Annotated in this window: 10 protein-coding genes; 1 reads left to right on the top strand and 9 read right to left on the bottom strand. The window is 36.5% G+C overall.

The genetic code is table 11. The features are described from left to right. Positions 1-78 precede the first annotated feature (78 nt). The 7 genes from J0A69_RS12360 to J0A69_RS12330 all read right to left on the bottom strand — a co-directional run bounded on the left by J0A69_RS12360 (position 79) and on the right by J0A69_RS12330 (position 11,277). A complete protein-coding gene (locus J0A69_RS12360; protein WP_206586861.1) occupies positions 79-1,479 on the bottom strand; it encodes a Gfo/Idh/MocA family protein in 1,401 nt (466 codons plus the stop codon). Positions 1,480-1,531: 52 nt separating this feature from the next. Continuing rightward, positions 1,532-2,239, bottom strand: coding sequence for an SGNH/GDSL hydrolase family protein (locus J0A69_RS12355; protein ID WP_206586860.1), 708 nt, complete (start codon positions 2,237-2,239; stop codon positions 1,532-1,534). Between the two features lie 47 nt (positions 2,240-2,286). Beyond that, entirely contained in the window at positions 2,287-4,134 is a 1,848-nt protein-coding gene (locus J0A69_RS12350; RefSeq protein WP_206586859.1) for an FAD-dependent oxidoreductase, read from the bottom strand. A 69-nt stretch (positions 4,135-4,203) separates the two neighbouring features. After that, entirely contained in the window at positions 4,204-5,898 is a 1,695-nt protein-coding gene (locus J0A69_RS12345) for a RagB/SusD family nutrient uptake outer membrane protein (RefSeq protein WP_206586858.1), read from the bottom strand. 11 nt (positions 5,899-5,909) lie between these two features. Then, on the bottom strand, positions 5,910-9,296 hold the full coding sequence (locus J0A69_RS12340) for a SusC/RagA family TonB-linked outer membrane protein (RefSeq protein WP_236032823.1): 3,387 nt from the start codon (positions 9,294-9,296) through the stop codon (positions 5,910-5,912). 154 nt (positions 9,297-9,450) lie between these two features. Then, complete coding sequence (locus J0A69_RS12335) at positions 9,451-10,497, bottom strand: FecR family protein (RefSeq protein ID WP_206586857.1); 1,047 nt, start codon at positions 10,495-10,497, stop codon at positions 9,451-9,453. Between the two features lie 135 nt (positions 10,498-10,632). After that, positions 10,633-11,277, bottom strand: coding sequence for an RNA polymerase sigma factor (locus tag J0A69_RS12330; RefSeq protein ID WP_206586856.1), 645 nt, complete (start codon positions 11,275-11,277; stop codon positions 10,633-10,635). Positions 11,278-11,540: 263 nt separating this feature from the next. Between J0A69_RS12330 and J0A69_RS12325 the strand changes: the two genes are divergently transcribed. Next, entirely contained in the window at positions 11,541-12,500 is a 960-nt protein-coding gene (locus J0A69_RS12325; protein WP_317194869.1) for a fasciclin domain-containing protein, read from the top strand. Positions 12,501-12,714: 214 nt separating this feature from the next. On the opposite strand, the gene J0A69_RS12320 is transcribed toward J0A69_RS12325, so the two are convergent. Both J0A69_RS12320 and J0A69_RS12315 read right to left on the bottom strand, forming a co-directional pair. Beyond that, entirely contained in the window at positions 12,715-14,010 is a 1,296-nt protein-coding gene (locus J0A69_RS12320) for a serine hydrolase domain-containing protein (protein ID WP_206586855.1), read from the bottom strand. Between the two features lie 428 nt (positions 14,011-14,438). Continuing rightward, positions 14,439-14,903 carry a hypothetical protein gene (locus J0A69_RS12315; RefSeq protein ID WP_206586854.1) on the bottom strand — a complete coding sequence of 155 codons (465 nt, stop codon included), beginning with the start codon at positions 14,901-14,903 and terminating at the stop codon, positions 14,439-14,441. Positions 14,904-15,022: the final 119 nt, after the last annotated feature.

The following is a 15,022-nucleotide window of genomic DNA, read 5'->3' as shown; positions in this document are numbered from 1 at the left end:
AACAATTAACCTGAAGGTAATTCCTACAGGTTAATTGTTATTAGATATTTGAAATATTCAATAGTTCAATTCAAGTAATTAAACTCTATTTGGCCGTGATTCAAGATCAGTAAGATCTGCAATTTTTACAGGTTTCCCTGTTTCTACACTTTTTCTAGCCGCGATACCTATCAATACTGACATGGCTCCATCTCTGGAACCAGCCGAATGCTTTAAAGGATCTGGCGCTTGTGGATTTGCAAATATTTTATCCTGTAACCTTTTATCTCCACCTCCATGTCCTCCACTCTCTTTCAATACTTTAATTTGCTCGTATGCACCAAAGTTGTCCATTACATAAATCTCTTCGAAATCCTTCTCTTCATCACTCTGACTCATTTCTTGTTCATGCAAATCTGCTTGGGAAAGTTTTGTGTCTTTACTCCAAGGAATCCCATCCCATGCATCAATCCTTCCATTCATTCCATTAAAGGCAATCCTCATACCTTCATAGGGCGAATAAGTGGTAAGTGAATAGTTTACTAGCACACCATTGGCATATTTAATCTGAGCAGACATCTTATCATAGATATTTATGTCTTCACTAAAAACACAATTGTCTCTAATGTATCCATCATACTTTTCATTGTCCACATATAAGTCCATTGAGAATTGATCTTTTGTAATATCCCAGTAGAATTTACAATCTGACTTGTAATTACATGATCGACAATTGTCTCCTCTGAATTCTCCGTTCTTTCCGTAATGTTCCAATTCAGCATAGGCTGTCACTTCAACTGGATCCGAGTCAAGCCACCAATTAAGCAGGTCAAAGTGATGTGTGGCTTTGTGCACCCAAAGGGTACCTCCAAATTCTCGATATCCATGCCATCTTCTAAAGTAAGATGCGCCATGGTAAACGTTTAAATACCAGTGAAAATCAACTGAAGTAATCTTTCCTACTCGTTGATTATTTAATAAATCCTTCAGCTTAGTATAATGTGGATTGTAGCGATAATTAAATCCAATAATTAAATTTTTGCCGCTTTCTCTCTCTGCATCTAAAATTGCCTGACATTTTTCTTCATCAGTAGTCATTGGTTTTTCAGAGAAAACATTAATCCCACTCTTTAGTCCTTTTATGATGTATTCATGATGAAATGCATCCACGGTGGTAACCATTACCAAGTCAGGTTTGGATTCTTCAATCATATCGTCAAAATCAAGATATGTTTTGCAGTCAACTCCAATGTATTGCTTGGCAAAGCTTAATCTCCCTGGATTGGTATCGCATAACCCCACAAATTCTAAGATATCACTGTAATTATCTTGGAGCTTTTTGCCCCAAAATGTAATCCCTCTGACACCAGTTCCAACCAAGGTTACCCTCAGCTTACCCTTTTCCTTAATTATTTCTGACAAAACAGGATGTGTTAAAAACATTCCTACAGCAGCAACACCTGAAGTAGCTATAAATTTTCGTCTACTCACTTCTTTCATAATTGAATTACTTTTAATAATTATAACTTAAACAAAACATTAAATTTATTATTTATACACTCTCCCCACTTCCTCTCTTATAGATATATTGTTGTATATAGCCATCTAAAAACCCAGCTATGAAAATAGCTTGCTTTTCCCTAGCTTCTTCAGAAAAATGAACATGATCAACATATTCTCCAAGGTCCAGTTTTTTAGTAAATAAAAACAAATCAATGATGGGGATATCTCTATTAAAACATATACTATCTGCGATACTATTATACAGATCAACATCTTCAGAAAATCTAAAAAATGCCATTCCTTTTTTATTATGAATTGAATCAACAACCGGTGTGGTTTTAATCCATATCGGTTTAATCTCGTTTTCTTCCAACAAATCAAAAATCTCAGCCAAATTTGCTTTATATTTTTCTTGATTTATTGCTATTTGATTTGTGACAGGATCCCTCTTAATATCATGTAAACCAGCATTTAACAACAGGTAGTCAGGTCTAAAATGCTCATCTTTCAATTTGGACCTTAAATACTCCAAGACCATACTAGTATTGCCTCCATTTGCACCCTGAGGTACATCTAGGTTTTCCTCTGCCAATCCATTATCCTCTTTCCTTTCAAACTCAAATTCATTATTGAGATATTTTTTTAAATAAGGAGTATAATGTACCGAAATACTATCTCCAATAAGAAAAACCTTTTGTTTCGGAACACCTATTAATAGTATATATAAAGAAAATAATATAGATAATTTCACATTCATAAATTGCACTTAAACATTTATATTTAACATTACAAAAACAACTATATTTAATGGGTTAAATTATATGCTTCACGAATAAAATCTCCTCTTTTTTCCATCTGCTGAAGAATGTTTAAATCCTTATCTTGAATTCCTATTTTTCTGGAAATTACAATCCAACGATCCTTCGTTTCTGGCTCCAGGGTCTTTTCAAGATTGACATCATGTAAAGGTGCTGCTTCATAATATTGCCCAACTATATTTTTACCTCTTTGTCCCGGTTTGGATGTGGTATTAAGCTGATGCAAACCTCCCTGTGCTCCCCACCATTGCACAACTTCAAAATTAGAATCGCTAGGTAAAACATCTCCCACATAAATAGTGGCTGAGCCATCCTCATGTAAAGTTTCCTGTAAAATATCAACTTCGATTTTATCGGGATTCTTTTTAGAGTCAATAGCTAAGGCAGCTGCAAATCCAGCTGCTTGTCCAAGAGATGTCCAAATAGGCTCAAGTCTTAGCGCGCAGAAACCGACATGCGAAGATGAAATTGCAACAGGTACGAGGAGGTTATTTACTTCTTTTGGCAAAAGCACCCCATAAGGAATCTGGTAAGGTGGTACGGGGTTGTAAAACTCACCCTCATGCATCCCACCGATTAAAGGTCCCACATGATGAGTACCATGGCAGTTATTGCCATAATCCCCCGTAGCAATAGAGCTTTCGTGGAAAACAGCTCTTGAATCTTCACCTACTGGCTCGCTATCCTTTTGAATATAAATATGCTGTCCAATCATCCTTCTTGCCTCCCTAACATATAACTGTAAAGGCAAATGATCATTTTCAACAAACTCATCTTTGCACCAGCCCCAATTTTTAGCATCTGTGCGGTATTTTTCTGGGACTTCTGAATCATTTTGTAAGAAATAAAGTAGGCCTACATTATGATAGAGATGATCCTCAAAAATTTCTTTTCTCTGTTCCGGAGATCCATCTGGCCATCCTAGATTTTTGCCAGGAAGTGATAGCCTCACTATCCCTTTCGACATGTCGTTTATGTCAAATTTATTGTTAGGGTTAACTGGTAAATGTGCCTTATATATGGCTTTTTGGGGTGGGTAACCAAAAACTTTATCAAAAACTCCAGATTCTAGAATGGGTAAAATCTCAACGAAATCATTTCTATCGTATCCGTATGGCTTTTTAACTTCTACACGATTAGCTGGGTCTTCGGTAGCACAGAATCTGAAATTATAGGCCTGCAATTGATTATCAGTAGTATCAGGTGCCAATGATTCATTGTAGACATCCTTTCCTTCCCGGCCAACAGTGTATGAAACTCCAGCCATCGCCATTAAATCACCCTCATAGGTTGCATCAATGAAGATTTCAGCCTGTAGCTTTAGATTATTCTCTCCTCTCTTGAATTCAGTGCTTAGAATTTTTGAATTCGAAATCCGAACTTCACTAAGGCTTGCCTCTTTTATTACTTTAATATTTGGATGCTCATCCAGCATCTGCTGAAATATCATGAGGTTGACTTTAGGCTCACCAAAAGTTCCCCTAAATGAATCTTCTACCTGTTTAGAATTTTCTCCATACTGATTTGAATAGTACTTTTCAACTCTTTGTGTAAAATCAAGGAAAGTACCAGATAAAGCTTCAAAAGAATGAAAATCTGTGTGAGACAGCCCATTGGTCACCATACCCCCAATTCGGACAGTAGGTTCAATAAGGATTACTGACTTATCTAATTTTGAAGCTGAAATTGCAGAGGCAATCCCAGCAGGAGTAGCCCCATAAATACAGACATCTACCTTAAAATCATTAGTAGTTTCTGGAATATTTTCGGCACAAGAGGCAATAAGGGAGCTGAAAACTATACAAAAAGCATAGCTCAATATTAATCTATTCATGGATTAAAGATTTGTTAACCCATGGTTTGCATTCGATATACAGACCATGGGTACAATTACAGTATGGATTTAGTAATTGGGATTTTGAACTAAATTCTCATTAATTAAAATCTCACTTGAAGGAATAGGCCATAAATAGTTCTTTGACTTATCGAAGCTTCTATTGGCCAAAACTTTTATCAGCCCATCATTAAAAAATGGATCTAGATCCGGAGCTCCGTCTTCATCAATTTCAGGTACACCTGGGAAAAACCATAAACCTGCATCTACTATCTTTTCTTTCAATTCATCCGGATCTAACATCCCATAATTTCTCTTAGTCAAGACCTTTTCAGCTAGCCTCCATCGAACTAAGTCTGTATATCTCAAGCCTTCAAAAGCCAATTCCATCCTCCTCTCCATTCGAAGCTCTTTTCTCAACTGGGCTTGACTTATAAATTGAAAAGCTGGATAGCTTCCTGTTTCAGATCCATCCACATTATAGGCTCTAGCCCTCACTGAATTCATAGCATCTAAAACAGAGTTATCGATTTGATTTAATTCTATTTTAGATTCAGCATACATGAGTAATACATCTGCATATCTTACTATCATAAAAGTCGGATCAAATCTTCTATCCAATAAATCCTCATCTATCCCTTTTTTCGTGACGAGCCCCACATAGGAAGCAAACTGCGTATTTACCCGGTTATCATTGTTAATCTGGTACAAACCAGTATTCACGTTCAGCGTTTTCAATGAATCAGGATGTGGCTGGTATATAAAACCTAAATGAGCTGTGCCATGAGGCACGATGGACATGTTGCATCTAGGATCTCTATTTTTAAAGGGATCCCTTGGGTCAAACAAAGGTGACTCATCGATAGGAAGACCATCAGTGCATAGGTATGAAAAGAATAAATCATAGGATGGAGTAAACTCAGAAGTACCTCCTGCATTTCTAACCACATATCTATGTCCATATGGAATAAAAACACCTAAATCCTCCGATCTCGGTATTGCAAAAACCTCCTCTTTTGTATGCTTAGTCCTAGTAAGAAATAGCTCACCGTAATTTGGATATAGTTCATAAATACCAAGATCCATGCATGCCTTTGCTGCTGCTGCTGAAACTTCCCAATCTTCAAAAAACAAGGCTATCCTTGCTTTCATTGCATATGCAGCACCTTTTGAAGCTCTTTGGGTTTCTGATGCGCCATATGAGGCTGGCAAATTTTCACTTGCAAAATCAAAATCTGCATAGATACTAGAAAGAATTTCAGACTTAGGTGTTCTGGAAAGTGTAAAAGCTTCATCAATATCAAGAACTCCTTCGTAATAAGGCACATCTCCATAATATTGAATTAATCTAGAATACATACAGGCTCTCAAAAACCTTGCTTCTGCGAGATACTTTACTAACCTTTCCTCAACAACATCTGCTCTTCCTTCTTCCAAGCTAGTGATTACTGTATTTGCTCTGGCAATTGCTTTGTAAGTATTTCTCCAAATTAAACCTACAAATCCAGTTTCACCATTTATTTGACCCGATGTGATAGGAGTTAAATTAAACCTGCTAAACATATCATCTGAAAAGAAATCCGGATTTTCATATTGCTCGAGCAGAATCCAAAAATCATCCCTATACAAGTCATTCAAAGCCATCGTAATCTCTGTGTCATTCGAATACCAATTCTCAGAAGAACCCTCTGATAATGGATTTAAATCAAGATCTGAACAACTCCAAAGAGAAATTATCAATAATATTATAAGTGAATTTTTCATTTTATTCTTGATTAAAATTGAACAGATAGACCAAAAAGTACAGAGGTAGTTATTGGATATCCGGTAGAAGAAACTTCTGGATCCCAACCCTTTGGATAGTTACTGATTGTAAATAGATCGTTCAAACTGGAGTAAAGTCTCGCATTACTGATCTTAATTTTTTGAGTAAAGACACTTGGTAAAGTATAACCTAGAGTTAATGCCTTAAGCCTCATATACTTTCCATTAAAAAGCCAGTAATCAGACATCTGGGTATTAATTGTTCTACCTGCATTTGACACCAATGGGTATTTTGCATTTAAGTTTTGCTCGTCAGTATTATAATGACTCCAATAATTCCCTTCCAATAGAGCAGGTACATTACCCCATCCTGCTACAAATGGTTGAACCATATCCTCTGTAATCAATGAATTCTGTTTTCCTACGCCTTGGATTACTATACCCAAATCAAAGCTCTTATAAGAAACATTTAAATTGGCTCCATACATGAATCTAGGTAAAGAACCTCCAAGTAACACTCTGTCATATTCAGGTGAAATAACTCCGTCAGGTTCACCATTTGGACCGCTTATGTCTACATATTTTATGTCACCGACCTTTACATTTGAATTTAGTACCGCTGATTCATCAAGCTCACTTTGAGTTTGAAACAGTCCATCAGAAACGTAGCCATACCATTCATTAAATTCGCTTCCCTCTTTTTTAATCTGAGATCCTAAAAACTGGATTCCTCCAAGATCACCCATCACTGAATTAAAATCAGACAAGTTTGCAGAAATAGAGTAGTTGAATTGGCCCACTTTATTTCTATAACTTAGTAGCGTTTCCCATCCTTTTGTAGACATTTTACCAGTGTTTTGATCTGGATTGTCAAACCCGATAAAATCTGGAATCTCCAAAGGAAGCAACATATCAGAGGTTGTTTTTTCGTAGTAATCAAACTCAAAACTTAACCGATCCTGAAAAAACGCCATATCTATACCGATATCATATGAGGCAGTAGATTCCCAAGAAATGTCTCTTATTGCGTATTGTGTCTGAGCAGCGGTCTGAAGTGCCACTATATTTGTTCCTTGGTTAAACAAGGCATCGTTAAAGCTAATTGTAGCCTGGTAAGGGTAATTCCCGATACGCTCATTCCCTAACCTTCCCCAGGAACCTCGTAATTTTAGAAATGAAAAGATCCCACTGTTTTTCAGAAACTCTTCCTCAGTAATCACCCATCCTACAGAAACCGAAGGAAACGACCCCCATCTATATTTTTCATCAAACCTTGATGAGCCATCTGCTCTGAAGTTTGCCTGTATTAAATATTTGTTGTTAAAACCATAGGTTAGCCTGCCAAAATAAGAGTTATAAGCGTTTTCAGAAGCATTCCCTCCAGTCCTAAGAATATTGGCATTTGCCAAATCCATATAGGGATATTTATTGAGGCTGAGGTTTTCACTTATTACGGTTAAACCTTCTTGATTTAAAAAGAAGCTTTCGAATCCCAGTAATAATCCAAAATCATGTTTATCAAATGACTTGGAATAATTAGCAAGAAATTGGGTATTAATCTGAACACTTTCATTCCTACTTTCGGAAAGATTGGTCAGGTTATTCCCACTGATATAACCTCCTAAGACTGTCGGGTCATCAGCAGTATAGTAAGGAATTTGTTTCGTAAAGGCTTTTACTTTTGTTGAGTATAATTGGGGAGAAAGAACAGCAGTAAATTTCAGGTCTTTCGTAGGTTTAAAATTGATAGCAGCCTTTGCTGTTAAAAAAGTGGCTTTTGTTTTGTCCTCTCCACCTGCTACCAATCTCGCATAAATATTATCCCCAACTTTTCCTTCTGCAATTCTCCCATCATCCCACATAGCTGCATAAATTGGTGCAGAAACCCTACTGAAACGATTAATAGTACCTTCGTCAACATTAGGTCTATCAGAAATACTGTATCTGACATACATATCCAGAGTTGCATCTAAGTACTTATTTATTACAAAATCAGTACTTGTCCTACCTGTGAATCGACTATAATCCAGTCCTTGATAAAGGCCATCAACTTGATCATAACCTAAAGTGGTTTTATTTCTGACAGTGGGTCCACCTGCGGTAAGGCTTATTAAATGGCTTTGCCTAGGGGCTTTATCTTTAAACATTAAAGACCTCCAATCTGTAATTGGATAGAGATTAGGATTTGAACGATTTAGTTCCTCATAGTTTTCTATTAAATCCTTTGAATATACTGGATACTCGGATCCTGTGTTTTTAAGATCATTCCAAGTAAACTCATTAGAAAACTCCATATATCGTTGTGCACTAACATAATCTGGACTCGTTGTTGGCATTTCAAAGCCGGTCTCCAATGAATAGTTTAATTGCAACTGACCTTCTTTAGCCCTTTTAGTCGTGATTACAATTACTCCACTTGCTGCTCTTGCACCATAAATTGAAGCTGAAGCGGCATCTTTTAGCACGGATATATTCTCTATATCATTTGGGTTAACATCATTGATACTTCTGATCGGCACACCATCTACAATGATTAATGGATCACTGTCACCTATTGTAGTTATACCTCTTACTCTAATCGTGGCTGTGGACCCAGGGGCACTATTCGATCTTGTTACCATCAAGCCAGGTACCATACCTTGCAAGGCTTGAGACAATTGTATAGAATTTCGTTGCTCAAGTGCCTCACTTTGAATAGTTGATACAGCACCGGTAAGATCGCTTTTCTTTTGGGTGCCATACCCAATCACTACTACTTCCTCGAGAGAAGATAAATTCTCTTTCATTCTAATTTCAAACTCAGTTTGATTTCGAACTTCTACGGTTTGTTCTTCAAAACCAATAAATGAAAAAACGAGAATGTCTCCTTCCTGAACATCAAATGAGAATTTCCCATCCACATCAGAAACTGTTCCTTGAGTGGTTCCTTGTACTATAATTGTTACACCAGGAAGAGGGGCACCAGATTCATCCAGCACAACTCCTTTAATTTCTAATCTTTTGATTTCCTCAGAAATGGAAACATATGGAAGATCCGAATTCTCTTTTACATCAATTCCATTATTTACCTGTCTAAAGCGTAAATTAGACTGATAAGAAATCTGTCGTAAAAAGCTTTCCACCGTTCCGATTTGATCATTGAGCTTAAATACAATTTCGGAGTTGATTTGATTGTGATCGTACAAAAAATTGAATGGCGTTTGCTTTTCAATGGATTTAAAAAAATCCTCAAGAGTAATGGACTCTTGATTGATCCTTACTTTAACCTGATCTATCGACTTATATTGGCCTTTTGCCGTGGTTGCAAGCACCAGGTTAAAAACCAACATCTGAACTATAAAGCCATACAAGAAGTACTTGGACAACATATAGATTGTCTTTTGTAAGTTTAAATGCATATTTTTGAGAAGTTTATTGAAAATTTCATTAGACGAGGTCCATGGATTTCCTATTCCCCAATAGATTCATATCCTTTGGACCGGTAATTAGAGCCAACTGAATAAATTCAGTTGGCTTTTTTTATGAGTCATTTATAAATTCTGATTTCATAGGTTATGGGTTAAATTGGATGTTTACTTGCTTATTTTTTATAGTGTAATTAAAATTTTCAATGTTAGACATACTCAACAGCACATCCTCAAGTGTCTGATTTTCAAACTTTCCTGTAAAACTCCAGCTTTGGACTGCTGAACCCGTAATTTTAATCTCTACTCCGTACCATTCCTCTAAAGTCTTGACAACCTCAGTCAGTGATGCCCTTCTAAAACTAAGTTTACCGAAACGCCAACCGGTCACAAATTCCTCATTGAATGAACCTATTGCAGCTGTTCCATTTAATGTTTTGTAAATCAATTCTTTGCCTGGTGATAAAAAGTAACTGGCCGTATCATTTTCATAATTAATCATGACTTTACCAGTTACCAGAGAGACGGTAATTTCATCAGGAGAACGAATGGAGATATTAAATGAGGTGCCTAAAGCTGTTGTTACCAGACTGTCGGACAAAACCTTAAAGGGATGCTCAGCATCTTCAGAAACTTCAAAAAATCCTTCACCTTTGAGTGATACTAATCTGACGGTAGAATCAAATGATTCAGGGAAACTGAGGCTACTATTTGAATTAAGCCAAACAGTGGTTTGATCTGGAAGCCTGAAATTCAACTTTTCGCCAACATTGGTTGTCTTAGTTATCCATCTTACAGTATTTTCCACCTTTGGTTCAGGCTTATTATTATTCCAATTGAGAATAACATAAGAAAGTAGAACCATACCAGAAATCATGGCTGCAATGCGGAGAAGTTTCCAAGCTATTCGAGTTCCAGAAGAAGATTTTTGATTGATATCCTGTGTCTTAAGCTTAGCCGAAACATCAGGTGTTTCTTTTAAAATAGCCGTCAAAACTTCAGACTTAAGTTGTTCTGAAGGGGAAATAGAAGGAAACTCCATCCCCTTTATAATTTCTCGTGCAAATTTCAAGTCTTCAACCCTATCCGGATTGGCTTGCATCCAATTATTCCAAAAAGTAGTCAATTCATCATCCGGGTTTTTTACCCATCTAATGAATTCCAGGTCTTCCAAAAGGTCATTTATTTGACTCATTCACGCTAGTGTTAAAAGCTATTACACTAGGTAAAGGAGAAAACCGCCAAAACAACGTCTAAAAAAATCCTTTTTTTTATAAAAAATTCAAATTATCTACTGACGAGAGATTAATTAACCAATTAAAAAATTGGTTTATGGAAGATATACAGTAAAAAACAAAGGCAAAAAGCCTAATGTATCACGGAGACTTCTCAAGCCTTTGTAAACCAGATCCCTGGCTGATTTTGAATCAGAAAGTCCCATCAGATCGGATACCTCTTGGTAGGACATCCCCTCAAAATAAATGTAATAGATTGCCTCTCTTTTTCGGGGAGAAAGCTTTTTAAGTGCTTCATTGATTAACTGGGACTTTTCGGTATCGATCTGCCTGTCAATCAGGGTTTGTTCATGTGAAAAAGTAATTTCAAAGCAATCCTTTTGATTTAACTCCTCCTTTAGATTATTCCAGTTTTTCAATTCTTTAAAAATCTTCCTTTTCAGGCATTTGAATAAATAAAATTTGATGGAAGTAGTTTCACCCAAGGATAAGCAGTTCTTTTTAACGTCTAAAAAAACATCTTGAATTGCATCCTTTACCAGATCTTCATTCTTAATAATTCTGTATCCATAGCTGTACAGCACATCAAAATACCTCTCATAGATGGTAATAAATGCTGAATTGTTTCCAGTTCTAAAAACATCCCAAAGATCCTTCTCGGCAGTAGGAGTCAGTTTTTGGGATTGGATATTCACACTCCTTTCCACTTCACGATCGGAAGTCGGCAAATGGTTATTCATCAGAATGAGGGGTTTATTGTCTTTTTAAATTAAGACAATATCTATCGAATAAAAAAAATTATGATTTAACGTAAACTTTAAAAATCTAGTATACCACTATCAATCAAGAGCTCCAACCCTGCTTTTATCCTTATTCACCCTAAAAGCTTTCATTATTTTTAGAATCCATTGTGGTATAAGAAGAATCTTAGTTGATTACCTAACAATTCTATTGTTAGCGTGTTATATCTTTTTAACCAACTCAATTAACTAACAACAAAATCATGATGAAAATTAAAATTTTGTCTCGAGCGATGTATGCCACAGCGATCGCTCTCGGCACAACCCTAACATTTACTGCTTGCGACGATAACGAACCAAATCCAATGACACCGGAAAATTTGGTAGAAATAGCCGCTGCAAGTCCCAATTTCGAAATTTTAACCTCGGCAATTCAAGCTGCCGAATTGGAGGATGACTTATCCTTAAGTGGTCCATTTACAGTTTTTGCCCCCGTGGATGCAGGATTCGAAGATTTTCTAACTGCAAATGATTTGACTGCAGGGGATTTATTGGCAAGTCCTGATTTAGAAAACATTTTGACTTATCATGTTCTATCTGGAGAGGTAAATTCATTTGATGTAGAAGCTGGTTCTTACACAGCTCTGAATGAAAGTCAATTTTATGTCAGTGAAGACCCATCCGGAGATCTTTGGATCAACGGAAATGCTAAAATCATTTCAACAGATATCGGTGCAACAAATGGGATAATACATGCTTTGGACCAAGTGATTATTCCACCTAGTGAATCTATTGCAGAAATTGCTGTAGCGAGTAGCACTGCGGCTGAACCCGAGTTTACCCAACTAGTTGCTGCATTGACTAGAGCAGGATTGGTAGAAAATGTAAGTGGAGATGCAATGGATAATTTGACGGTCTTCGCTCCTACAGATGCTGCGTTTGAGGATTTGTATCAAACTTTAGGAGTTAATGGAGTAGATGATATTCCTTTGGATCAATTGACTGATGTATTGCTTTACCATGTTGTTCCTGCAAGGGCTTTCTCTCAAGATTTGAGACAAGATGCCAGCTTGCCAACACTTCTAGAAGGTGAATCACTTACAGTAGATTTAGCTAACCTTCAAATCAATGAAAGCTCTTTGATTCCATCGGCATTGAATATCCATGGTGTCAATGGAGTAATCCATGCAATTGATCAGGTATTACTCCCTCCTATGGAGTAATTGGTTTTCATAAATAATAATAAAAATGGCTATCGTAGAGATAGCCATTTTTTTTGAGCTAAGAATAAGCAATTGCTCCTCTGGAGGTGGTTAAAATAAAGGAATTTTAATCCCCCTAGCCCCCTTGTGAAGGGGGAGTTGATTCTGGATCATTAAAATTCTTAGTTGCCTTTGCGTCCTTTGCGGTTGAATAAAAACATATTCAAGTTCAAAATCACCTTTGTTCTGCTCTATAGAAAACATCCTGCAGAGCCTCCCTAATATGTAAACTGTATAATTTTTGATGATCTCGGGACGGATAAACTCGGTTGGAAAGGAAGATGTAAGTGATCTTTTTTTCTGGATCCGCCCAAACGAAAGTTCCTGTAAAACCAGAATGTCCAAAACTCTCAGGACTCGCTAAAGGAGAAGGATAAGCATCAGGCAGAGGAAGTTCTGAATTGTTTAAAAGAGGTTTGTCAAAACCCAAACCCCGTCGATTATCATTTTCCGGAAACTGCACTTCGGTAAACTCTTTGACAGTTTCAGCAGAAATCAACTGTTGCCCGTTTACGTTTCCATAATTCTGATAAAGTAACATCAGTTTCGCCAGATCATCAGCCGTGGCGAACAAACCTGCATTTCCAGAAACCCCACCTTTAAGCGCGGCATTTTCATCGTGAACCCAACCTTTTACCAAGGTTTTTCTAAATAGAGAATCTACTTCTGTGGGAACAATCTCGTTTTCGAAATTTTTCACCTTAGGCAGATATCCCAAGGTCTTTGCGCCAATTGGTTGATAGAAATTCTCTTCCAAATAAGTCTGATAGTCACTTCTTGTGAGTTGCTCAATTAGAGTTGGGAAAATCAAAAAAGTAAGTCCCGAATAGAGATATTTCTTTTCATCTGAAACGTCGGAGCGATTAATAATTCGGTTCATTTTCCGTTTAAAACGCTCGTTGATATAGATCCCATCGTAGGCTTGTCCCTGAAATCTCTTATCAAATGAATCATGAACAAAACGTTTTTTGACCTTCCCGTTTTTTCGAACTACCTCATTCAAAAACACAATGTATGGAACCAAACCCGCTTGATGCGCCAGAATCTCCCGAAGTGTGAGGTCTTTTTTGTCTTTTCTGTTTCTCCAAGGTTTCCAATAAGTACTGAAAGGCTCGTCTAGATCAAGTTTCCCATCCTCCACCAACTTCATAAGTGCAGGTAAAGGCCCTGAAATCTTGGTCACTGAAGCCAAATCGTAAAGGTCATTCAATGCGACAGGCTGGTTCTTGTCATAAGTATGGTATCCGTAGGCCTTGTGAAAAATCACCGTATCGTTCTTTGCAACTAACACTTGCGCACCTGGAAAAGCCAGACTGTCCATGCCAATTTGCATGATGGAATCCACCTTTTGATTGATGTAAACTTCATCGAATCCGAGTTTAGAGGGACTGGCATGGATTAGCGTTCGCTGAGCAAATCCAAGCTGAGTGATTAGTATAATGAATAAAAACGAAAAGGCTATTTTCTTCATGCTGGCAAAGTTTTGCTTTAAAAGTATTCAAAAAATATTTGGGTAAACAACCGATCATACGATTCACCATTACTCTACTTATAAAACTATGATTCCATTCATGTCTTCAAGAATGAGAATTTCTCCAAACCACTAACCTTGACTGCCAGCCTCCCGCAATTCTATTTGTTTTCAAAAGATGATTTAGAGCGAGAGGTTATTTTTAGGCTAAATCTTTACCTATGGGTACAAATTTGTCACTCCTCTGGAGCTATTCCTAATAACAATCTTCTTTGCGAAACTCTGCGATCTCTTCGGCTTAGCGGTAAAAAATAGTGACGCATTCAATACCATCACAAACCGGGATTCTTTGTTCGGCTAAAATCAACTTTTAAGGAATAAGAATTGAAAATTATAGAATTAAAAAAATCCTGAAATCTCTTTTAACCTTACTCTACTAAAATTCTTAAGTAATTTTCAATTTCTATTTTTTGTGAAAAATTCATTAATAAAAATAATGAAAAGGATTTCTCTTTAGTCTTGCCACTAAATTTCCAAACAGTTTTATTCTCATAAGTTATCCAATAAAGTCCTTCTATCTCGTACGTTGCTATTTCTCTTAACTCAATTGAGGAACCTTTATAATTTATAACCCCATCAATCAAATCATCTTTATTTATTCCGATACCTGGGCTTAAAAAAAAGCTCACAATCATTAAAATGAAAAAAACGATAAAAATTACGATAAATGCAGGATAACAATATTCAGGCAGCCCATATTTCTGAATCCAATTGAAGGTATTGTGAGGAAATTTGAATGGAAACCCGTATGAAATCAAACAACAAACCATCAGAAAAAATGGGATAGTTTTTTTGTAATAATGTTCTTTGATATTAATAATTTCAATTACCATTTTACATTTTTTGCATCAAGTTTTTGACTCAAGTTTTTGATCAATATTAATTCTATTTTACAAATTCTAAATACCAAACATACTCTATTATCGAAATTAGTAATTCTTACTATTACTCT

Origin of the sequence: Algoriphagus pacificus, from assembly GCF_017254845.1 — a bacterium.
Taxonomy (GTDB): domain Bacteria; phylum Bacteroidota; class Bacteroidia; order Cytophagales; family Cyclobacteriaceae; genus Algoriphagus; species Algoriphagus pacificus.
The sequence above is the reverse complement of the archived record's forward strand: the minus strand, read 5'-3'. Positions and strand labels throughout refer to the sequence as shown.

Excerpts from the sequence above, each read along its gene's own strand:
- J0A69_RS12360 (WP_206586861.1), bottom strand. The coding sequence starts at position 1,479 with ATGAAAGAAGTGAGTAGACGAAAATTTATAGCTACTTCAGGTGTTGCT.
- J0A69_RS12355 (WP_206586860.1), bottom strand. The coding sequence starts at position 2,239 with ATGAATGTGAAATTATCTATATTATTTTCTTTATATATACTATTAATA.
- J0A69_RS12350 (WP_206586859.1), bottom strand. The coding sequence starts at position 4,134 with ATGAATAGATTAATATTGAGCTATGCTTTTTGTATAGTTTTCAGCTCC.
- J0A69_RS12345 (WP_206586858.1), bottom strand. The coding sequence starts at position 5,898 with ATGAAAAATTCACTTATAATATTATTGATAATTTCTCTTTGGAGTTGT.
- J0A69_RS12340 (WP_236032823.1), bottom strand. The coding sequence starts at position 9,296 with ATGCATTTAAACTTACAAAAGACAATCTATATGTTGTCCAAGTACTTC.
- J0A69_RS12335 (WP_206586857.1), bottom strand. The coding sequence starts at position 10,497 with ATGAGTCAAATAAATGACCTTTTGGAAGACCTGGAATTCATTAGATGG.
- J0A69_RS12330 (WP_206586856.1), bottom strand. The coding sequence starts at position 11,277 with ATGAATAACCATTTGCCGACTTCCGATCGTGAAGTGGAAAGGAGTGTG.
- J0A69_RS12325 (WP_317194869.1), top strand. The coding sequence starts at position 11,541 with ATGATGAAAATTAAAATTTTGTCTCGAGCGATGTATGCCACAGCGATC.
- J0A69_RS12320 (WP_206586855.1), bottom strand. The coding sequence starts at position 14,010 with ATGAAGAAAATAGCCTTTTCGTTTTTATTCATTATACTAATCACTCAG.
- J0A69_RS12315 (WP_206586854.1), bottom strand. The coding sequence starts at position 14,903 with ATGGTAATTGAAATTATTAATATCAAAGAACATTATTACAAAAAAACT.